14 protein-coding genes are annotated in these 21,510 nt (G+C 61.3%); 10 read left to right on the top strand and 4 right to left on the bottom strand.

Features of this window, described 5'->3' with window-relative positions; translation table 11 throughout:
- Nucleotides 1–56: 56 nt before the first annotated feature.
- Nucleotides 57–701 carry a hypothetical protein gene (locus ACEN8G_RS10560; RefSeq protein WP_413415555.1) on the bottom strand — a complete coding sequence of 215 codons (645 nt, stop codon included), beginning with the start codon at nucleotides 699–701 and terminating at the stop codon, nucleotides 57–59.
- 198 nt (nucleotides 702–899) lie between these two features.
- On the opposite strand from ACEN8G_RS10560, the gene ACEN8G_RS10555 reads away from it, so the two are divergent.
- The 3 genes from ACEN8G_RS10555 (at nucleotide 900) to ACEN8G_RS10545 (ending at nucleotide 5,620) form a co-directional block, all read left to right on the top strand.
- Entirely contained in the window at nucleotides 900–1,085 is a 186-nt protein-coding gene (locus ACEN8G_RS10555) for a hypothetical protein (RefSeq protein WP_413415556.1), read from the top strand.
- Between the two features lie 200 nt (nucleotides 1,086–1,285).
- Nucleotides 1,286–5,365, top strand: coding sequence for an RHS repeat domain-containing protein (locus ACEN8G_RS10550; RefSeq protein ID WP_413740779.1), 4,080 nt, complete (start codon nucleotides 1,286–1,288; stop codon nucleotides 5,363–5,365).
- Nucleotides 5,366–5,374: 9 nt separating this feature from the next.
- A complete protein-coding gene (locus tag ACEN8G_RS10545) occupies nucleotides 5,375–5,620 on the top strand; it encodes a hypothetical protein (RefSeq protein WP_413415558.1) in 246 nt (81 codons plus the stop codon).
- A 174-nt stretch (nucleotides 5,621–5,794) separates the two neighbouring features.
- Here ACEN8G_RS10545 and ACEN8G_RS10540 read toward each other — a convergent pair whose 3' ends face one another.
- Nucleotides 5,795–8,815, bottom strand: a complete 3,021-nt coding sequence (locus ACEN8G_RS10540) for a TonB-dependent receptor domain-containing protein (RefSeq protein ID WP_413415559.1) — start codon at nucleotides 8,813–8,815, stop codon at nucleotides 5,795–5,797.
- A gap of 162 nt (nucleotides 8,816–8,977) precedes the next feature.
- Between ACEN8G_RS10540 and ACEN8G_RS10535 the strand changes: the two genes are divergently transcribed.
- Nucleotides 8,978–9,175, top strand: a complete 198-nt coding sequence (locus tag ACEN8G_RS10535) for a hypothetical protein (RefSeq protein ID WP_413415560.1) — start codon at nucleotides 8,978–8,980, stop codon at nucleotides 9,173–9,175.
- Between the two features lie 356 nt (nucleotides 9,176–9,531).
- Entirely contained in the window at nucleotides 9,532–10,689 is a 1,158-nt protein-coding gene (locus ACEN8G_RS10530; RefSeq protein ID WP_413415561.1) for a tyrosine-type recombinase/integrase, read from the top strand.
- A 102-nt stretch (nucleotides 10,690–10,791) separates the two neighbouring features.
- On the opposite strand, the gene ACEN8G_RS10525 is transcribed toward ACEN8G_RS10530, so the two are convergent.
- Nucleotides 10,792–12,486 (bottom strand): hypothetical protein, encoded by a 1,695-nt coding sequence (locus ACEN8G_RS10525; protein ID WP_413415562.1) that lies wholly within the window; start codon nucleotides 12,484–12,486, stop codon nucleotides 10,792–10,794.
- Between the two features lie 124 nt (nucleotides 12,487–12,610).
- Between ACEN8G_RS10525 and ACEN8G_RS10520 the strand changes: the two genes are divergently transcribed.
- Nucleotides 12,611–17,245 carry a hypothetical protein gene (locus tag ACEN8G_RS10520; RefSeq protein ID WP_413740778.1) on the top strand — a complete coding sequence of 1,545 codons (4,635 nt, stop codon included), beginning with the start codon at nucleotides 12,611–12,613 and terminating at the stop codon, nucleotides 17,243–17,245.
- A gap of 79 nt (nucleotides 17,246–17,324) precedes the next feature.
- Here the strand turns inward: ACEN8G_RS10520 and ACEN8G_RS10515 are convergent, their stop codons facing one another.
- A complete protein-coding gene (locus tag ACEN8G_RS10515) occupies nucleotides 17,325–17,723 on the bottom strand; it encodes a hypothetical protein (protein ID WP_413415565.1) in 399 nt (132 codons plus the stop codon).
- Between ACEN8G_RS10515 and ACEN8G_RS10510 the strand changes: the two genes are divergently transcribed.
- From ACEN8G_RS10510 to ACEN8G_RS10495, 4 genes are read left to right on the top strand one after another with little or no spacing between them, the layout of a single operon-like run.
- A complete protein-coding gene (locus ACEN8G_RS10510) occupies nucleotides 17,710–18,354 on the top strand; it encodes a hypothetical protein (protein ID WP_413415566.1) in 645 nt (214 codons plus the stop codon). The genes ACEN8G_RS10515 and ACEN8G_RS10510 overlap by 14 nt on opposite strands.
- Nucleotides 18,351–19,763, top strand: a complete 1,413-nt coding sequence (hxsB, locus tag ACEN8G_RS10505) for a His-Xaa-Ser system radical SAM maturase HxsB (RefSeq protein ID WP_413415567.1) — start codon at nucleotides 18,351–18,353, stop codon at nucleotides 19,761–19,763. The genes ACEN8G_RS10510 and hxsB overlap by 4 nt, the downstream gene beginning before the upstream one ends.
- Nucleotides 19,760–20,842 (top strand): His-Xaa-Ser system radical SAM maturase HxsC, encoded by a 1,083-nt coding sequence (gene hxsC / locus ACEN8G_RS10500; RefSeq protein ID WP_413415568.1) that lies wholly within the window; start codon nucleotides 19,760–19,762, stop codon nucleotides 20,840–20,842. Before hxsB ends, hxsC begins: the two co-directional genes overlap by 4 nt.
- Nucleotides 20,839–21,462 carry a peptidoglycan-binding protein gene (locus tag ACEN8G_RS10495; protein WP_413415569.1) on the top strand — a complete coding sequence of 208 codons (624 nt, stop codon included), beginning with the start codon at nucleotides 20,839–20,841 and terminating at the stop codon, nucleotides 21,460–21,462. The genes hxsC and ACEN8G_RS10495 overlap by 4 nt, the downstream gene beginning before the upstream one ends.
- Nucleotides 21,463–21,510: the final 48 nt, after the last annotated feature.

Here is a 21,510-nt window from a genome sequence, read left to right as displayed (position 1 = left end):
ACGCCGTTGCCGCGTGACCGGGGGAGGGGCCAGCATCCAAGCCCCTATGTGCGTCCTTACCGGGCTATCTCGAGACGCAGGATTTCGCCGTCGCGGTGGCAGATGCGGACCGGCAGGCCTTCGCGGATGGGACCGCCATGGGACGCAGTGTTGTTGAAGCCAGCCGTCACAACGAAATCCGAGTAACTGAACTCGACCCCCCGCACCTCGAAATGCTCCAGATCATGGCCTTCGGCCGGCATGGGATGGAAGTTCTCAACCCGCCCTTCCAGAAGCTGGCAATTCCCTTGCTGCGCCGCGAGCTGCGTGTCCCGCGCATCGCGCCACAGCGCAGCGGTCGCTGCCAGCACATAGAATGTCGATAGAAGGAAAAAGGACCATCGGAATATATATCGGTGCGCCAGGGGCTGGCGGAACACCGCTTCCAGCCACCGCGGTCGAAAAGCCATCACCGCACCGATCGACGCCAGCGCGACGCCGGGGAGGACGAGCGTGAGATTCCGATACGGATGAAGGGAGGCGTCAAAGACCGTTACGTAGTGCATCGAAAGACACTGCCGCAATAAGATGGCCTCGTCATGTCCTGGATCCGAGCTACCAGCCTGCGAGAGTATGACCATTTGATTCGCTGCAAATGCCACTGACCGCGCATAGCCGCGGCGGAAACAACCGAAACCGACCAAGTCTCCGGCGATCGCCATTCGCCCTGTGCGTCACTTGAAACAGGTTCCGGAGCCGGTCGCGTCGCCAACATTACCAACTTTTCATTTGAGTTGGCTCCGCCGATTGGAGTTGGCTGTGCCTTGCGAGCGTAACCGGCAGCGTCGGGCGGGCATGGGTCCGCTAGTTGCCGATTTTTCGCGAGGGGGTGTAGCGTGGCCCGGAAAATATTGTTTGCGATGGCACTGCTGGTCGGAACGCCTTCGCTCGGCATCGCATCCGAAACCATCACCTACACATATGATGCAAAAGGCCGGCTGGTGAAGGTCGAGCATTCCGGCTCGGTGAACAACGGCGTCAAGACCGAATATACGCACGACAAAGCCGGTAATCGCATCAACGTGAAGGTCACCGGGGCGCCCTGACGGACGCCCGGCTCCCGGAGCGGCGCTCAGGGAATCTTCCTTACAACCCAGCTATCATGATCGGGGTTATCATGACGTACTCGAAGCATGTCGAGCGCGCGTCTCTGCGTTCGCGCCGTGTTGCACTATGCCTGACGACGATCCTCTGTTCGGGGCTGCTGGCCATTCCGGCATCCGCGCAGACGAGTGGCCCCGCGCCGGTGCGCGAATCCATCGACGGCAACGGCGTCGACCTGTTCCTCGGCAAGGTCAACTATGACGGGCCAGAGCTCAGCGCAGGCCAGGATAACCAGACGGGGCTGAGCTATCGGCAGGTCTATCGCGGCGGCGCCGGCGGCGATAGCGTCTGGGCGTCGCTCTACGTGACGGGGGCTACCACCACCGTCTATTACAACGGTCGATCCGATGCCTTCACGCTTTCGGGATCGACCTATGTCTCGACCGAAGGGAATGGCGCCACGCTCAGCCTGAGCGGCACGATCTACACCTATACGGGGAGCGACGGGACGCTCATCCACCTCGACAAGACGAAGCAGGGTGCCTACCCGGATCAGTCCGTGATCGGCCTGGCGACCGATGTGACGATGCCGTCAGGCGCGGTTCTTACCTACAGCTATGACAGTCTCTACTATTGCGTCAGCTACAAGCAGCTGTCGAACCGCTATACCTGCCTTCAGCATGCCTATGCCTATCGGCCGGGTTCGGTCCTCAGCAAGGGCGGGTACAAGCTCAAGCTCAATTACAACGCGATAGGCTCCTGGTCGGAAGCCGATGGCGATTTCCCCGACTTCAACACATGGAGCTCGGCGGTGAGCGCGACGATGACCAATACCGTCATCGCCGGGTCGAGCGCACGCACGCAGAGCTTCTCCAACAGCTGGAGCGGCAGCACCCGGTACCTGACCATCACCGATCCGATGTCACGCGCGACGGTGTACCGTTTCGCCACATCGGGATTTGGTGTCACCAGGCCGGGCAAGACCGCCGAAGATCTGACCGTGGTCTATGATGGCTCGGGCCGGGTCGCGAACGTGACGACACCGGTGGGGACGACCACGTACGCCTATGCAGACGCCAGCGGCGTCCGGACGACCACGGTGACCGACCCGGCCGGGCATGCGACCGTCTATACCTTCGACATCGCGCTCCAGCGCATGAAGTCTATGACGACGCCGGCGCCGATCAGCAAGATGACCCAATGGGCCTATGATACGAGCGGGCGCGTCACCCGGGTCACGATGCCCGAAGGCAATTACATCCAGTACACCTACGACGCGCGCGGCAACGTCACCGAAACACGAAGGGTGGCCAAGACCGGTCCGGGGGCCGGCGACATAGTCACGACGGCGGGTTATGACACGGTCTGCAGCAGCGCGGCCAAGTGCAACAGCCCCAATTGGACGAAGGACGCCAATCTCAACCAGACCGACTATACCTACGATACTGCAACGGGCAGCGTACTGACCGTCACCGCGCCAGCCGCCACGTCCGGCGGAACGCGCCCCAAGACCACGTACAGCTACGCAACCACCAACGGCGTGCAGATGCTGACGGGTATCTCGACCTGCCAGACCACCGCCAGTTGCGCGGGCACCAGTGACGAAAGCAAGCAGACGATCGCCTATAACGGCAATCTGTTGCCGACGACCATAACCAGGGCGTCGGGGGACGGAGCTCTCAGCGGAACCGTGACGCTCGCCTATGACGATGTGGGCAACCGGATCAGCGCGGACGGAGCGCTGGCCGGTTCGGATGATACCACCACCTATCGCTACGATGCCGATCGTGAGCTCGTCGGCGTGATTACCCCCGATCCCGACGGCGCAGGTGTCCGGAAGCGCCAGGCGACCCGGACGACCTATAACGCCAGGGGCATAGCCACCCTGGTCGAGGCCGGCACGGTCAATGGCACCAGCGACGCCGATTGGACGGGTTTCGCGCCACTGCAGCAGATCGCTTCGACACTCGACGCAGCGGACCGGAAGGTACAGGACACGTCGAGCGCGGGTGGGTCGGTCTACGGTGTAACGCAATATAGCTATGACAGCGTCGGACGGCTGGACTGCATGGCGGTCCGGATGAACAGCGGCGCCTGGGGTTCGTTGCCGGCATCGGCGTGCACCGCGCAAGCGGCCGGCGGCGACGGTCCCGATCGGATTACCCGATACGCCTATGACAATGCCAATCGGCCGACCAAGGTCACCACCGCCTATGGGACGGCAGACGCGGCCGATGATGTCACCAACGTCTATACCGACAATGGCAGGACCGCGTCGCTGACGGACGCGAACGGCAATGTCACCAATTACGGCTATGACGCCTTCGATCGACTGTCGACCACGACCTATGCGGACGGCAGCTATGAGCAATTGGGCTATGATTCAGACGGCAATGTGACGAGCCGCCGCCTGCGCGACGGAACCAGCATCGGCTATGCCTATGACGGCCTGAACCGGATGGTCACCAAGACACTGCCCGGCGGCGAACCGGCTGTGAGCTACGGCTATGATCTGTTGGGCCGCCCGACGACGATCGCGAAGACCGGATCGACGATCACCCGGAGCTATGACGCCTTGTCGCACCTGACCAGCGAGGGTCAGCCGTTCGGCACGCTCGGCTATCAATATGATACTGCAGGCAACCGGATCCGGGTGACTTGGTGGGACGGCTTCTTCGTCACCTACGATTACGACATGACCGGCCGGGTGACAGCGATCAAGGAGAACGGCACCGCGACGTTGGCAAGCTATGGCTATGACGATCTGGGGCGTCGGACTTCGCTGAGCCGCGGTAACGGCACGAGCACCAGCTACGGGTATGACGCGGTATCGCGAATGACTGCCCTCAGCATCGATCTCGCCGGCACGGCAAGCGATCAGAGCCTGGGCTTTGGCTACAATGCCGCGTCGCAAGTCGCATCCACCACGCGGTCGAATGACAGCTATGCCTGGACCGGCGCCATCGATGTCGATCGTGGCTATGCGCCGAACAATCTCAACCAATATGCCACGGCGGGCGGAACCGCTTTCGGCTATGACGCTCGCGGCAACCTGACGAGTTCGGGCACCAATAGCTATGCCTATAGCGCCGAGAACCTGCTCAAATCAGGGCCGGGCGTCACGCTATATTATGACGGACTTGGCCGGCTGCACGAGTACGACACCGCAACCTCCACCCGCTTCGTCTATGATGGAGGCAACGTGGCGGCGGAAGTCGACAACCCCGGCGGCAATGTGCTGCGGCGCTACGTCTATGGCCCGGACGGCGACGAAGCGCTCATGTGGTACGAAGGCGCCGGCACCAGCGACAAGCGCTGGCTCCACACCGACGAGCGCGGCTCGGTCGTCGCTGTGACCGACGCCTCGGGAGGCACCCTCGGCGTCAACAGCTATGACGAATATGGCATCCCGGCATCCGGCAACCTTGGACGGCTCCAATATACCGGCCAGGCATGGCTACCGGATCTGGGCATGTATTACGACAAGGCGCGGATCTACTCCCCGACCTTGGGCAGGTTCCTGCAGACCGATCCGATCGGATATGGCGACGGACTGAACTGGTATGATTATGTCGGAGGCGACCCGATAAACCACATCGACCCCACGGGTCTCGAGTGCGAGGTCGATGAGAACGGGAATTCGAACGCGGACTGCAACATCACCGTCAACGCCCCAAAACAACGGGCGACTTGGGAAACCTGGGACCTGGCCACCTGGGGACCCGTCGGCGGCTTGATCGAGTCGACGCCGGGCGGTGGCTCTCTTCCTGGCCTTCCCTCGCTCCCTCCGCTCCCTCAGAACGGTCCGTGCGGTCCTACAAGCCTGGTACCGCATGGTGGAGGTCTGTCGGTGGGCGGCTCTGCCGATGCAGGGCTCTCGGGTGTCGCGGGCGCCGCGGTGAACGCCTCGGCCGGAGTCGGAGCATTCTATAGCGACAAGGCGGGCGCTTCGGTGGGCGGATTCGCCAGCGGCGGCGCTGCTGCTTACGCCGGTTCGAACTCGGTTTCGGCGGTCGCTGGTTCGCGACCCGTAGTGGTGGGCGCCTCCGGAGGGGCGGGCGTCTCCGTGTTCATCACGAACGCACAATCGGCAAATCAATTGAGCGGCCCGTTCGACACCTATTCGCTCAATGTCGGCTTTGGCCCGTTCCAGGGAACCATCTCATTGTCGGTCGGCGGAGGCATCTATCAAATAAGCGCCTCACCGCCCGGCGCAGGCCTTACGTTCGGCGCCTCCACCTCGAAAATCACAACCACGACAGTCGCCACAAAGGGCTGCTAAGGAAAGACCATGTCCCACAATTATGGAAGCGTGACAGACAATGTCTTCTTCTTCATCGCCTTTTTGATCATGGCGCTCGTTGCGATCAAGCCCGACAGCTTCATCAGGGGCATTACGCTGGGTCGATCTGGCAGTCGCGACGTATCGCAACCCATCCTGCGCGTGACCCGCGTCATTGCGGGGATCGCGGCCGTCTCCATCGCTATCTCGTTGATTGTCAATTTCATGGGTATCGAACCCATGTTTCAGCCGTGAAAGAGCGCCCGGGAAACCTCCGCGAACGGCTATGAACGATAATCAGTCAGATCGCCGGATGAGGGGCCGAATGCCGATCTCGACCAAAGCTGGCTGCTCATTCCGCCGCTTCGGATGTCATGCGCCCCAATGAAAATATCCCCGGAGACCCAGGTCTCCGGGGATATCATGCTCTTACAGGCGCAGCGACACACCGGCGACGATCTGCCGGCCAAGCAGATCATAGCCCATGATCGTGTTGCCGCGCAGCAGGCCGATGCGCGAACGGCTGTCCGGCACGATCGGCGGGTCGCGATCGAAGATGTTGTTCGCGGCAAGCCGGAACGTCATCTGCTTGTTGATGTCGAAGGTGAGCGCCAGGTCGAACCAGTCATAGGCCTTGATGCCCGGGAACTGGTCGCGCCGCTGGCTCGGATCCGCCGTCGGGATGCCCGTGCTGGCCGGTGCATAGACGTCGAGCGGCATGGCCGCGCGGTGGCGCCAGTTCAGCGAAACGCTGGCGATGCGCTCCGGCAGGATCCAGGTGGTGCGCATCTGGTGCGCCCATTTGGGCATGCTCTCACCGCACGAATTGCCCCAATAGCCGACGCAATCGCGCGAGGTGGCGGTAGGCGATGCCTGCGACGCGACCCGGGTCATGAGCGTGCCGTTGAAGCTCATCTCGAGGCGGCCGACCGAACCCATGCCGACGTCATACTGGCCCTGGAAGTCCCAGCCATGCGACTGCGAGCGGTAGCCGTTCGCCGAACCGCGCGCGACCCAGCCCGTGGCCGGACGCGTCGCCGGAGAGCTGTAAAGCGTGCCGTTCGCATTGCGGACGATCCCGCGGCAGAAATAGTCGTTGCCGGTGCTGAGGCAGTCGTTGATCAGGTTCTGCGGCTGGAGGAAGTCGAGCTGGTCCTCCAGGTCGATCAGCCAGCGATCCACCGAGACGGTCAGCCCCGGCACGAAGCGCGGACGGAACACCACGCCGAACGTCTTGGTGTAGGCAGTTTCCGGCTTGAGCTCGAAGCCGCCTTCACGAACCGTGCAGCGATCGTCCGGGCAGATCAGCGTGGTGCTGCCATAGAGGTTCGCCGGAAGGCCGGTGTTGGCGCATTGCTGCTGCGTTGCGGCCGGAGCGATGCGCGGTCCACCGGGGTTGGCCGGGTCGATCCGGGGGGCGCAGGGATCCGCGTAGAAGCCCTGGTTCCAGAAGATGTTGGCCGCGCCGGCAGCCGTGCCGACGCCCGGGGCTGCCTGCGCCTTGTTGTACGACGCGCGGAAGCTGACGTCTTCGATCGGCGACCAGATGCCCTCGATCTTCCAGGTGCCGAACTTGTTGTCCAGGCGGTTGTACTTGGACAGGCGGTAGCCGCCGTTCAGCTGGAGCAGCTTGGTCCAGGACTTGTTCTCGACCAGCGGCACCTGGATTTCGGCATTGGCCTCCAGGATGCTCTGGGTAACGCGCTGGTTCGTGCCCCCGTTGTTCTCCTGGTAGATCTCGTTGACGATGGTGCGTTCCATCTCCTCGCGATATTCGCCGCCCAGCGCGATCGCGATGCCCTGCTCGGCGAGGGGCGAGCGGATGCCGTACTTGCCGAGATCACCGCTGACGGTGCCGACGAACTGCAGCAGTCGCGGAATGCGCGTGCTGATGCCGCCGGTGGCGCCGCCGTAGAGATAGTTGTTGAGCGCCGGATCCTTGTTGAACGGCGAGAAGGCGTTGAACGGCACGCAGTTCGGGTCGGTGCCGTTGACCACCGAGCGGCAGGTCGGGCGGCCGTTGACGTTCACCACGTCGAGCGAGCGGTTGACGTTGTCGAACTTCGCGAACGGCACGTCGATGGTGTCGAGCTGCGCGCGCGAGAGCATGCCCGCCACGTCATAGGACCAGACATCGTCCAGCACCCGGCCACGCAGGCCCGCGACGACGCGGTAGCCCGTGTTGACGAACTCCTGGCGGACCAGCGGCATCGAATCGAAGCGATAGCGCACGTCGAGCGGTGCGTATTGCCCCGCCACGCCGGCATTCGCGCCGCACAGGGTCTGCGCCTGCGACGCCGAGAGGAACGGGTTGTCGCAGTTCACCTGGTAGGGAGTGCTGCCATAGACGCTGTACGAATAGGTGCGGTTCAGCTGCGTGTTGTACGACTTGTCCCGATACCACAGCACATTGCTGTACAGCTCGATATGGTCGTCGATCTGCGCGGTCAGGAAGCCGCCCGCGTTGACGCGGTTGAACGGCCGCTGGAACGCCCAGTCGTCATAGGGATTGGCCGAGGCGCCCGACGGTCCGCTGTTGATCGGAATGAAGGTGCCATTGCCGTTCGGGTTGTTGACGAGCACCGTCCCGGAGCTGGCGCCGGAGAGCGGGATGATCGTGCCGGCCGGGGTGTAGCTCGCGCGCGAGCAGGAAAGCGGCGAGGTGTTGCTGGTCGTCACCACTTCGCAGACCGCGTTCGCGCGGTCGCGCAGGCGGACCAGGCTCGACTGGCGGTAGTCGACGAACCCCGAGATGTTGACGCGATCATTGAACAGGTTGGTACCTGCGGCCAGGCTGATATCCGCACGGCCACCATCGTTGGACATGCCGCTGGCCGAATCGAATCCGGCCCGCTTCGCGGCATCGGTCACCGCACTGGAGCGGTTGTTGTGGTTGAAGAAGCTGTAATTGCCGTCGACGCGGATGCCGCTGAAGTTCTTCTTCAGGATGAAATTGACGACGCCGGCGACTGCGTCCGAACCATAGACCGAGGAAGCGCCGCCGGTCAGCACGTCGATCCGCTCGACTAGGGCGTTCGGGATGATGCCGACATCGACAGTGTTGGGCAGGCCGATACGCAGCCCGTCGATGAGCATCAGCGTACGCTCATAGCCCAGGCTGCGCAGCTTGATCCGCTGGCGGCCTTCGGAGTCGCTGAAATTCTGCTCTGAATTGACCTGCACCTGGGGCAGGCGGTTGACCACCTCCTCGATCGTCGTGGCACCCTGCGCGGCGATTTCCGCCGCGGTGGTGGTGACGATCGGTGCAGCCGAACGGTTGTTCGGGCGCACGATGCGCGTGCCCGTTACGACGAGGTTGCCATCTGCGCTGTCCTGCGTCGATTCCTCCGCCAGCTTGGCGGAGGCGACAGGATCGCCGATCGATACCGGCTGCGCCTCTCGGTTATCGTTGGTCTGTGCGGCGGCCGGGACGGCCGCCAATGCGGCCACGCAGCAACTCGTAGCCCAAATGCCCTTCAACATCATCAATTGATCCCCCAATCGTTGACCATCCATCCCGGGATTTGGTTCGTCGGGGGCGCGCTCCCATAGGAGATGCGTTCGGCTCTTGGCCGGTTTCCGCTCCCGATTAGTCTTCCCGGACTTGGTTATATGAAGGTGCCATGCTGGTTTTATTCTGGCAATAAAGAAAATAAATTGGTTGTTATATTCCCTGCGATTCCGGAGTTCGGGCGGGTCGCCGAGATGAGCGCGATCCTGCGCAGCGTGCGGCGAATCCAGATCGTGCTTGGCGCGGACGCCATTTGCCCCGAGGCGGCAGGCGATCAGGGTCGGGCAGGGATCATCTAAGGCGCGTCACCGGAATACAGCGAGGCATCTGCGCTTCGCGAACTGGGCGCCGAACCTCGGAGTCCGGGTGTCGGCTTTTTGCGCTCTACGGTCGTGCAAGATCACGCGCAAAAGTTCGCGAAAAGCGGTAGTGGCATATTGTGGATGTTCCAGCCTGCGCCAATTTCTCAAGCTAAGTGCTTGAAGAGATGGTGACCCCTACGGATACCGCTCTGGAGTACCAGTAACATCCAGAACGTCTCAACCTATTGATCTGTAACGAAAAGAGCGGAAGCTTGTGGACGAGCTCGTCCCACAGTTTCTCGTTAAATCCGGATCAAAACGTGGGACGTGATGTGGGACAGAACGAGGGTCCGATGCCGCTCACCACTCTCAAGGTCAAGCATGCTGGTCCAGGCAGGCATGCCGACGCACATGGTCTGTATCTGCTGGTCCGGGATAGCGGAACACGGTCTTGGGTGCTGCGGATGCAGCACGCCGGTCAGCGCCGGGATTTCGGATTGGGACCCGTACACGACATATCTCTGGCAGACGCCCGTATCCGGGCTGCGGATATTCGCAAGGCTGTTCGCGCAGGTCTCGACCCGGCCCAGAAGAAGGGTGGGGGCCGGAAGGCTGTGCCTAGCTTCGAAAAGGTCACCCGCGATTGCTACAATGCGATGAAGGGCGGATGGAAGGATCAGCGGCACGTGTCGTGGATCTCGAGCTTCGAGCGCCATGTGTTTCCGCACATCGGAGCCAAGGCGGTGACTGCCGTGGACAGTGCTGCCGTCCTGTCGGTGCTGGAACCGATCTGGCTCACGATTCCGGACACTGCAAAGCGCGTGTTGCAGCGGATCGGCACCGTGCTGGACTTCGCGCACATTAAGGGCCTCGTGCCAGAAGAAGTGTCGCTGCGATCGGTAACGCGAGGCCTGCCGCGCCAGACGCGTCAGGTGACGCACCGCGCAGCCATGCCGCATGAGGACGCACCTGCCTTTATGAGGGCGCTGGCGGCGCTTCCCTCGACGCTGGGCCGGGACGCGCTGCAACTGACGGTCCTGACCGCCGTGCGATCCAACGAGACGCGCTTCGCGACGTGGGGAGAGTTCGACCTCGACAAGGCAACTTGGTCGATCCCCGCATCGCGCATGAAGATGAAGGAAGCGCACGTGGTTCCATTATCGCCCGCTGCTGTGAAGCTGCTGAGGGGCATTCGAGAGCGTCACCGTGCACTCCACGGCGCGGTTCGGCCGGAGAGCCTGTTGTTCAGCTTCGCCAAGGACAAGCCGATCAGCGACATGACCATGCTCAAGGTGCTGCGCGATATGAAGGTCGGCGAAGCTACGGTGCACGGCTTCCGCAGCACCTTCACCGACTGGGTAGCCGAATGCACCAACGTGCCGAAGGAAGTTGCAGACAAGGCCTTGGCGCACCGCGTCGCAAATGCGGTCGAGGCCGCTTACCGCCGCACCGATTTCTTCGATCGGCGCCGTGTGCTGATGAACGAATGGGCTGCCTTCCTCTTCACCTGATTCTTCATGGCTGCAAATGGGCCGTTAGCCGACTGTCGGCTTCCAGTCTCGCACCTTGCTTGAACGGTCTTTAGTTCTCGTTGCCGCGGCATCGGGCTCCGATCATGCCCGCGATAGACTGGAGCACGCCTTTTCAAACGCTTCTTGGCAATCAAACGCGAGCTGCTTGAAATGCTCTTTTAGACTCCCGTTTTTGGTGCGCGCTTCCTTAATTAGCTGTTGCCGCTGAGCCTCGGCCGCGTGCCCCTTCACCTTTGAGCGTAGAAAATGGAGCTGGCGAAGCGGCTCCATCGCATCGGTAGCGTCCGATGCCGCGAAACCTTGGGCGATCATCAGTTCCTGAATGAGCTTCAGCGATCCCCATTCCTTCTCATAGAGATGCGACAGGTTATCCAGCCGTGCGCGGATGCCTTTGGATGCGAAGCCCTCAACCAGCATCTGATCGAGAATCAGGATGGAATTGCCCCATTCGTCTGGCGAGGTCGTGATTGGATAGTGCGCTGTTGCCCTCAGGTCTTCGCCGCGGGGCTGCCACCAATCCGGCTTCGTCTCATCCAGTTTGCGTACCTCGGCCACCAGCTCGACCAGCGGGTCTGGAATGTCTGTCCATTGCCCCTGAATATCGGTCTGGTAAGCGCGCTTCGATATCGAGGCTTTGGGCCACTCGTTGAACGCCTGCCAATAAAGCTGCTCCTGATAGGGCAAATCGCCCAGATAGTGCAGGTAAGTGTGAACTTGGCCGACTTCGTTGATGTCGTAGGTTTTGAGGGACCAGCCGGCACGGGAACGAACCGACCGATGTTCAAGCGTATATTTCTCTGGGTCGGCTTTGTAGCGCTGGAGCACTTCCGGCCGGAAGAATGCCGGCGTGATCTGGAATGGCAGCGGTGATTCCGGCTCAAAATAGCTGGCTAGCGCCGTCGGCCCGCAGGAAATTTCTGCGGTCCGTTTGTGCTTCCAGTCATATGCCTTGAAGGTGGCATATTGCTTGTCGTCGTCATTCCATCGCCTTTGGTGCTCGTGCACCAATTCCGCGTAGGTGAGCGCGGGGCGGCTGATAAGGATACCGTTCGCGTAGCTCGCACCGGCTTGCGAGGTCGTGTTGTAGAACAGATCGGCGCCCCGTTCACGGCATTCGCCGTGCTGCGCCCACATCGTGAACGCCCCCGGAATGAAGCGCGTAAAGTCGAATTTCTGGACCAACACGGTGTTGGTCACCACCATGTAGCGTGCGAGGTCACGCGCCTTGATCGTCACGAGAATATCGGATGATTGGCCGGTGTAGGGTTCGAGGTCGATGACGCGCAGGACCGGTTCGATATCGCCATGTTCGTCCAGCCGGCAGAACGCGCTTTCCTCATCCAGCCAGTAGAGGTCCAGCGCGTGGACTAACCGCTGGCTCACTTCGGTGCGGGTTTTGCCTTTATCGACCGAGGTAAAGGAGCGCCGGGCGACAAGACTCTCGGCACCGTCAAGCGCCTCGCTGCCGGTATGGTCATGGGGAGGAGCCAGATAGACGCGATCTGGCTCTCCGCCACCCGAGACATGGCTGATCGACCAGGTGGAGTCTGGCATGAGCATCGCATGGAGCAGGTCAGCATGGTCGGGCGGCGTGACTTTGGCCCGATCCGCCAAGACCCCATGCACCAGCGTGCATTGCAAGAGCGCATAGAGGATCGTTTCGTCATTGCGGAGCTGCGATAGGAGGTAATCGACGCCAGCCTCGGCATCGGGCAGCCATTCCTTGGGGTCTACCGGCGGAATAGAAACGGCCATCAGATTGGCGATATCGATCATGGTGCCTCGCAATCCCCATCCTTCAAGATTGCATGACCGGATGGCTGGATGGGATAGTACAGTAATCCAGCTAGGGCTGGCGGAACAAACAGAAAACGATTAAGCTGGTCGTTTCCCAACAGCAATGATCCGCGCCGTGGCCCTTCCAGATATCAATTTCTCCCAAATCCGCCCGCACGATGGCAGTCGCCATACCGGCTTCGAGGAACTGATTACCCAACTCGCGTCTCTCGAAGAGCGGCCAGCAGGCTCTGCCTTCGTGCGAAAAGGGCGTGGCGGTGATGGTGGCGTGGAGTGCTTCGTCAGGCTGGCCAACGGCGACGAGCGCGGATGGCAGGCCAAATATGTATTCGACTGGGATGCCAGCCTCGAAGCCCAGCTCGATAAATCGATGAAGGCCGCGCTCGCGAAGCATCCTCGTTTGACCGAGCTGACTGTCTGCATCCCATTTGATCTCCCGGATGGGCGGCCAAATCAGGGAAAAAGTCCAACCCGGAAAAAGAGCGCGCGCCAGAAATGGGAAGCGTGGAAAGCCGGCTGGGAGCAAAAAGCGGCGGACCAACAGCGGGCATTGACGATTTCCCTTTGGGATAGCGGCGCGCTGGGCGGCCGTCTCATCATCGATAGCCCCGCTTATAGTGGGCGCTTGCTTTATTGGTTTGGGGCTACCGCGCTCACTTCGGAGTGGTTCGCAGAGCAATTTGGAAAAGCCCGCGAGGCCCTGGGCTCGCGCTATACACCCGACACCAATGTCGAATTGCCGATCCGCAAGACTTTCCTGGCATTTGCCCGTGACCCGTCGCTGGATGGAACGGTGCTAGAATGGTCGCTAGCCCTAGGCGATCGTGGCAGTGGGGCCCTCAAAGCTATCGCGCGCGCGCTTGGCGAGAATGACGAGCCTCAAGAGATCACCGCGCTGGGCGAAGCCCTATCGTCGTTCATCCAAGCGCTGGATATCGAGCCCATTGGTCCCGAGAGCCAGTTTCCGCTCGCGGCTTGGCAGGTGGCGGCGCAAGCATGCTCTTCGGCCTGCTACGATGCGCTAAACTGGGTCTTCACTCTCCCCGCCAGCCAAGCAGAGCATGGCGTCACCAGAGAAGATTGGGCGCGAGAAGAGCTTTACCGCCTCATTGATGTCGTCCGGGACATTGAGGCAGAGTTAGAATCCGACGATTGGCGGCTGGCGAATGCCCATGCCGTATTGCTGCAGGGGAAGGCTGGAACGGGCAAGTCGCATCTACTCGCGGACGTGGTGGAACATCAGATCCACGCCAATCGGCCGGCATTGCTGGTGCTGGGTAGCGCGCTGGTTGAAGGGGAGCCCTGGAAGCAAGTCATGGCGCAGCTGGATATGGCGCCGGACCTACAAGCCAAGCACTTCCTCGGAAGTTTGGATGCTGCCGGGCAAGCGGCCGGCGTCCGCGCCATCATCTGCATTGACGCCATCAATGAACGCCACGGTACGGATATTTGGCCGGATCGGCTGGCCGCGTTCCTCAAAATGGCCGAACCTTTCCCGCATGTGGGCATCGTGCTGTCCTGCCGATCGACCTATGTGCAGCATGTCGTGCCGGAATCCCTCAATGACGACCGTCTGGCGCGGATAACTCACCAAGGCTTCGCCGGCCGAGGCGGCGAAGCCGCCAATGTCTATCTGGCCAAGCGCAGCATCGTCCGCCCCGGCGCACCCAATCTGGTGCCAGAGTTTCAGAATCCGCTTTTCCTGAAAACCTGCTGCGACTTCCTCGAGAAGGAAGGCCGGAATGAGCTTCCCCGCGGTTTGCGCGGCGTAAGCGCCATTTTTGGCTTCTACAACGAAGCGGTTGCTCGTGCCGTCACCCGGCGCATGAAGCTCGACCCGCATCTCGATCTGGTCGCGACTGCGCTGACCAGCTTCACCGATATTCTGGTCAACCGTGGCGAAGGTTATGCTCCCAAAACCGAGGTGATCGCCGCATTCGAAGCGATTCTGCCCTCGGGTGGTTCTCTCGATAAGAGCCTGCTTTCTCAATTTGAGAGCGAGGGCGTTCTAGCGATCGAACTCATCCGTGACGATGATGACAAGATCGTGCCGATGGTCCGGTTCACTTTCGAGCGGTATAGCGATCACGCCATCGCGGCGCGCCTGCTGCGGGAGCATTTGAATTCCGGGGATGTGAAGGGTTCATTTGCTGACGGCACCGTGCTGGGCGGGTTGGTTTTCGGTGAAGAATATTACCGTGTCGCCGGCATCATCGAAGCGATTGCGATCCAGTTGCCCGAACGCTGCGGCGTGGAGATCGTAGATCTTCGGCCGGAGATTAACTGGGCGATCCGGCAGGCATTTCTCGACAGCCTGCTATGGCGCGAGCAGCGATTTTTTACCGACCGAACCTTTGAATGCCTTCGGCATTTCGAGAACGACGATGGCATTCGCGACCTGCTCATTTCGGTCGCCACCGAGCCCGACAACAAATTCAACGCGCTTTATATGCATGAACGCCTTTCCGCGCGCTCCATGCCCGAGCGGGATGCCAACTGGTCGGTGTTTCTGAATGATCGCGGCAGCGAAGATGATCCGGTTGAGGTCGTGATCAGCTGGGCCATGCAGAACGGTATGGGCGCGATTGACGATGATCGTGCCAAGCTAGCTGCGATCACCCTTTCCTGGTTTCTGACCACTTCGCACCGCGCCGTTCGGGATAAGGCGACCAAAGCGCTGGCGTCGCTCTTTGCCACGCGCCTGACTCTTGCTGCGTCCACGCTCCGCTTGTTCGCCGAGGCGAATGACCTCTATCTCAGGGAGCGGTTATTTGCCGCCGCCTACGGTGCGGCATTGCAGGGTAAGACAGCCGATGGCCTGTCCGAACTCGCCGCCACGACCAATGCGTTGATATTTGCGGCCGGCGAGCCACCACTCAATGAGCTACTTCGCGACCATGCGCGCGGCATCATCGCCTATACGGAATTCCGTGAGCAACTGCCGTCCACCATTGATCTAATGAGGGTGCGCCCGCCTTATAAGAGTCCGTGGCCAATCGAATACGTGTCGAAGGCAACGATCGAAAGCTACAAGCAGAATTACAACGGCGCTTACTATGGCGACTCCATCGTCAGCTCGGTGGTCAATGACGGCGATTTCGCGCGCTATGTGATTGACCACACGATCGACAAATGGGCGCCGGCGCCCATCGACGCAGAAGATTGCCCAAGCGCCCATAGCTTGGCGCGCGACTGGCTCGAACAGTTTATTGCTCAGGCCAGCGAGGAGCAGCTTACCGCATTTGAGGCCGTAGCGGAGGCAGCCAAAGCCTGCGACGGCGACCTTAGCTATAAAGAAACGCCCGAGCGTACCGCGCTCAAGGCTGCCGAAATGACATTCCAAGCGACGTTACCGCCCCAGGAATGGGAAGAATACCGGGTAACGGCGCAGACGTTCGTTCGGCATTCCCTATATTCGGAACAGCCACACGATTATTCTGCCCGCTTCAATCGAGGCTGGGGGCGGCGCTGGATTTGCATGCGCGCGCATGAACTCGGCTGGACCCAGGAGCGGTTTGCAAAGTTGGAGCGCGGTTACAGCGGCGATCGCCACGAGCATCGCGTTGAGCGGATCGGGAAGAAATATCAGTGGCTGGCCCTGCGCGAGTTGGTCGCGCGGATGGCGGACAATCTGCTATTTATGGGTCAGGGCTATGGGGATGAGCGCCGTGCCTATGAAGGCGCGCGCGATGTGGGTCTGCGAGATATGGACCCGTCGCTGTTGCTCACGAAAACCCATTATGACGGTTGGAAGCAATGGGATCGGACCTGGTGGGTTCCGGTCCAGCCCCGGCTACGACAAGTTGAGCCGCTAGAGCGCCTTGCCTGGCTGGATAGTGACAGTGACCTACTTAATGATGCTTCGCTTATCGACCTGACCGACCCGAAGACCAAACGCCGCTGGTTGCCCTTGCATAGCTTTGCTTCGTGGCGGCAATCCGGTCTCGACAGCGATAACAAATCCATGCAGCGCGAGACCTGGTATCGCGTCACCTGCGTCGTCGTCGCCAAAGGCGATGTGGCCAAGGCAAAAGAGGACCTTGGTAGCCAAACCCTCGTCAATCCGCACGCGCTGCCTGAATTCCATCTCGATAGTTCGTATTTCCTCGGCGAATATCCGTGGCATCCGATGCTGCAGGATCAGGATGACTGGGTAGAGGGTGATGGTTGGAACGGCTTGTCAGTCTCGGTCCGCCCGACCACTTCACATTACCTGTCCGAACGGGGTGGTTACGACTATTCTGTCGATGAGACGGTCAGGATCGAGTTGCCTGCGCCCTGGCTCGCCAAAGCGATGGGCCTGCGCTTGCAGGATGGTCAAAAGCCAACCTTCGTGGATGCGGGTGGCGAAATCCGCTTTTTCGATCCGTCTGTGATCGAGCCGGGATACCAAGCGGCGCTGGTCGATCGGGATGCTTTCCTAGCCATGCTCGATCGTGAGGGATTGGCAGCCATCTGGGTGGTCGCTGGCGAGAAGGGTGTTTTCGGCGGCAAAGACGCCTACCGTGGATTCGGCGGTCGGGTCTTGCACACGGGCATCTACACGCTGGAAACGGAATGCTTTGTTCGCTCCATGCATTTTGATCGGGAGAAGCCGAGCGCGGAGCAGCTGGAGGGATTGCTCGGAGTTGCCCCCAACCGAGGAGTTCCTCTCGCGGTACGCAAGGGGGTGATGGCGGCTTGGCACCCGATGAACCTCTACACTCGGGGCGTTAGGGGATGTCCCTTTGCCACATGAACGAACGACGGCTTTCGGGATAGCTAGTCGCCGATTGGAATGACGGTAATGGGGCGCAAAGCTGCCTGCTCTCTTCGAATCAGACTTTTACGGTCTCATCAGCATTCTCGGTCGGGATGTTCGGGACACTATCAGACCCGTCTTCTGGGACAGGTGAGGGCGCCGACTTCGCCTTAGGAGCCAGCGCGTCCGTGCGTCGCTGCAGTGCTTCGAGCCGCTTGTCGGCGTCCTCTGCTGCTTCCCCGGCCTTGGTCGCGACCGCCAGATAGCGACCAGCAGCTGCCTCTGACGCGAAGTATTCGACCTCCGCGCTTAGGCCTTCGGTCTCAGCATTGTCGGCGGCTTTCACGGCGAGCATGTCAAAGCCACCACAGACGTCCAGTTTCGCCCAGCTAAACGCGCGGCTCAGCGCGTCATAGCAATTCTGGCTGTAGATCATCGCTCCTGAAAGCCCTTCCGCCTGCATGACCGCGCTCAAGTGCTGGCGGCCCTTACGCACGCTCGTTGCGTCGAGTGGCGCGACCGGGGCAGGGGTCGGCAGCGCCATTGTCTCGATCTGGTTGCTAAGTGACGGGGAGGCGAAGGACTGCGCAGTCTTGTTCTTGGACGATGAGCACATACCGATTGCGAGCAGCAAACCGAACACTGCGACGACAGCAATGCACCCATTAGAAGCAGTGTTTGATTTTGCATCGGCCATGCTATCCCCCAAGAAACGAGACTATGGCAGCGATTTCGGCGGTTCAACATTCAAGTCCATCGAGACTTTACATCCAAAATGGATGTTGTGGTCCTCTGCCGAGTACAAGAGCTTGTTGCTCTCGGCTCTTATGGCTAACCTCTTGTTCGGGGAGGAAAGCATGGGGGCTTCGGCACAGCTGAGGATCGATGACGCATCGCGTGATGCGGCGCGTTCGGCCGCGCTTTGGCTTCCGGGCTTCTATCCGCACGTGGAAGTGACGCTAAAAGACGACTTGGTCGAGCTTCGCTCAGACGATCATACCAGCGCTGGTCTTGCGGCGATCTGGGCGGCGGCACTTGCCAATGAGCTGCTGCTCGCCCGCGGCAAAACTCAGCGCGCGGCTGCCTTTTCGACATTGGCAACATGAGCTTCATACCGCTTCGCACGCGACACCTGGGCGAAGGGCAGGTGCTCTGCGTCCAGGACACAGGGCAGTTCTTCCGCACAACACCGCCATTCCTGGAACGGCTCGTTGGTGAAAAACTATCCGCTGCCGATGCTGCGTTTCTCACTGGCGAGGGACATCTCCTCAACGATGGAGATTCTCTAGGGCAGGCCGCTTATCTCTACGGATTGGCTGAACGCGCCGCCCATGCCGGGCCCCTCGACTATCTCATTCTGGTGCCGACGCTGCGGTGCAATCTCAGCTGCAGCTATTGCCAGGTATCACGCGCGGGCATCCGCCAGCCAGGTTTCGACTGGAACGACGCCACCATGGATGCGGTGTTGACACTGCTCGACAGCCTGCCGAGTGATCGGATCAAGATCGAGTTTCAGGGCGGCGAGCCGACGCTCCGCCCCGATCTGCTGCGAGCGGTGATCGAACGCTGTCAGCGCTTCGACGAACGCCAATTCGTTATCTGCACCAACCTCCAGACACTCAACGACGAAATCCTCGCGCTTTTCGATAGCGCCGAGCTCTATATCAGTACGTCGCTCGATGGAGACTTGCTCACCCATCAGCGCCAACGCACCGCCACCGCGGCGGCGACCGATCTGTTTCTTACCAATCTCGAGTTCGTCATCGCGCGCTATGGCGCCGAAAAGATCTCGGCGCTGCCAACGGTCGATCCGCTGGCTCTGCCGCCAATCGACACGCTAATAGACAGCTATGCGAACCTCGGGCTCGACAGCATCTTCCTGCGCCCGATCAACTACCAAGGCTTTGCGCGAAAGCGCCACCAGGACTCGCGTGAGCAGTCGGAGAGCTGGCGTACCTATCACGAAGCGTTCGTTCGTGCCCTGATTGCGCGCAACTGGGTCGATCGCAGCCGCGTGCTCGAAGAAACCTATACCAGCATCTGCCTGCGCCGGATTTTCCAACCCGGCGCTGACCGCCATGTCGACCTGCGCAACCCCAACCCACTGGGGCAGGACTATGTGGTGATCGACTATGATGGGCTGGTCTATCCGACTGACGAGGCGCGGATGCTGTCGCGCTCTGGAGTGATCGACCTGGCGATCGGCGATGTCTTTTCCGGCTGGGCGGGCGAGCGACGCGATCTGCTCAATGCACATGCGTCGAACTTCGATGATCCCGCCTGCCAGCGCTGCGCCTATCAACCCTATTGCGGGCGCGATCTCGTCGACGATCTGGCCCGCTACGGTCGCATCGATGTGCCGCGGCTCGATACCGAATTCTGTCGGCGGCATCTGCACATGTTCGATCTGCTGTTCAGGCTGATCTACGAGGACGATCCGGCAGTTCGCTATTCGCTAAGCCGTTGGCTGCGGCTCGATGGTACGCCGCCGGCGCTTGGGATCGCGCATTCATGATCGAGCTCACGCTTCCCGCGCTCGCCGAAGCCCCGCATCCCTTCATCGCCCGGCTGCGCGCCCGCCGCGATATGGCGGACGGCCCGGATGACGCGATCCTGTGGGACGAAGACGATGCTGGCGTTACGTTCGCCGGCGTGCACGGCTTGCTGGCGATCGACGGTCTGTCGGCACAAGCGCTCGACGGCGATGTGGTCCTCGTCCAGCCTGATGGCGGTCGCATCGAGCGGCTGCTGCGGGCAGGCTCCCCACACAACACGCTGCTCGTCACCGAACGCTGTGACCAGCTCTGCGTGATGTGCTCGCAGCCGCCCAAGAAAACCCATGTCGATCGCTTTGCCCTGTTCGAGCAGGCCTGCCTGCTCGCCGAGCCTGACAGTGTCATCGGAATTTCCGGCGGCGAGCCGACGCTCTACAAGGCGGAATTGCTTGGCATGATCGAGCGCGTGCTCACCGCACGGTCCGATCTCGCTTTCCATGTCCTGACCAACGCCCAGCATTTCCAAAGCGAGGATGTCGCCCGGCTGCGCAACCCACTCTTCCGCAGTGTCCTCTGGGGCATTCCACTTTATGCGCAGGATGCGGCGCTTCACGACCATATCGTCGGCAAGCAAGGTGCCTTCGCCCGGTTGGAGGAGAGCATGGCGCATTTGCTCCTCAGCGGTGCCCGTGTCGAATTGCGCACCGTGATGGTCCGTGACAATTTTGAGGTGTTGCCGGAACTCGCTCGCTACGTCGCGACGCGGCTGCGCTTCGTCCATGCCTGGTCGATCATGCAACTCGAGCATGTCGGTTTTGCCCGCAACCGCTGGCCGGAACTCTATATCGATCACGCCGGGGATTTCGGGCCCATAGCCTCAGCCCTCGACCATGCAAAACTGCACGGCGTGCCAGCGCGCCTGTTCAACTTCCCGCGCTGCACAGTCCCTGCGCCGTACCGCTATCTCGCCGCCGCCTCGATCTCCGACTGGAAGCGCAAATATGTCGGGGCCTGCGACGACTGCCGCGAACGCGAGGCCTGCACCGGCTTTTTCGAATGGCATCCGGATGCCGCGACTGAGGGAGTTCATCCTCTATGAGGCGCACGCGCTTCCTGATCCCCAGCTTGTTCGCCGCCGGTTTCGGCGTGCATGATCAGGCCTCCGCCGTCACCGTTCAGTTGAACACGGGGGGCAATGGCGACCCCGACCGCGCGACCTTGTTCGACATCTTCAAGCAGGGCCATATGGTCACGCTCGCACAGCATCGCAGCCATTCAAGTCATCGCAGCCATAGCAGCCACCGCTCCGGCAGCGGTGGCCATTACAGCCATACAAGCCACACCAGCCATCGCTCGAGCACGGGAGGAGGTTATGGTGGCGGCTATAGCGCTCCAACCTATACCACGCCCGCACCGACGCCGGCTCCCACGCCACCGACGCGCTACGTGCCGTTGCGCAGTGCCCAGCCCGGCGAGGCGACCCCGCCGCGCGCCGATAGCCAGCAGGCGCTCAGCGGCCGAACTGAGCGGTTCAAGTCGATCGTAAAACGAGTCCAGATCGCGCTGCTCGCCCAAGGCTATTATCAAGGTGCGATCGACGGAGTGGTGGGGCCGGGCATGCGCGCCGCCATTCGCAAATTCCAGACGGCGCGAGACCTGCCGGTGACCGGCACAATCACCTCGGAAGTGCTGGATGCACTTCGCGTCTCCAGCGAGTGACTCGGCTGTTGGGGCAGGGGAAACCGTCTAGCCCGGGGGTCTTTGCCG

The organism is Sphingomonas sp. Sphisp66 (assembly GCF_047324325.1).
Classification (GTDB): Bacteria; Pseudomonadota; Alphaproteobacteria; order Sphingomonadales; family Sphingomonadaceae; genus Sphingomonas.
The sequence above is the reverse complement of the archived record's forward strand: the minus strand, read 5'-3'. Positions and strand labels throughout refer to the sequence as shown.

Coding starts and splice junctions, on each gene's coding strand:
- ACEN8G_RS10495 (WP_413415569.1), top strand. CDS start 20,839: ATGAGGCGCACGCGCTTCCTGATCCCCAGCTTGTTCGCCGCCGGTTTC.
- hxsB (WP_413415567.1), top strand. CDS start 18,351: ATGAGCTTCATACCGCTTCGCACGCGACACCTGGGCGAAGGGCAGGTG.
- ACEN8G_RS10535 (WP_413415560.1), top strand. CDS start 8,978: ATGAAGGTGCCATGCTGGTTTTATTCTGGCAATAAAGAAAATAAATTG.
- ACEN8G_RS10510 (WP_413415566.1), top strand. CDS start 17,710: ATGACCGCGCTCAAGTGCTGGCGGCCCTTACGCACGCTCGTTGCGTCG.
- ACEN8G_RS10560 (WP_413415555.1), bottom strand. CDS start 701: ATGGCGATCGCCGGAGACTTGGTCGGTTTCGGTTGTTTCCGCCGCGGC.
- ACEN8G_RS10530 (WP_413415561.1), top strand. CDS start 9,532: ATGCCGCTCACCACTCTCAAGGTCAAGCATGCTGGTCCAGGCAGGCAT.
- ACEN8G_RS10520 (WP_413740778.1), top strand. CDS start 12,611: ATGATCCGCGCCGTGGCCCTTCCAGATATCAATTTCTCCCAAATCCGC.
- ACEN8G_RS10555 (WP_413415556.1), top strand. CDS start 900: ATGGCACTGCTGGTCGGAACGCCTTCGCTCGGCATCGCATCCGAAACC.
- hxsC (WP_413415568.1), top strand. CDS start 19,760: ATGATCGAGCTCACGCTTCCCGCGCTCGCCGAAGCCCCGCATCCCTTC.
- ACEN8G_RS10525 (WP_413415562.1), bottom strand. CDS start 12,486: ATGATCGATATCGCCAATCTGATGGCCGTTTCTATTCCGCCGGTAGAC.
- ACEN8G_RS10545 (WP_413415558.1), top strand. CDS start 5,375: ATGTCCCACAATTATGGAAGCGTGACAGACAATGTCTTCTTCTTCATC.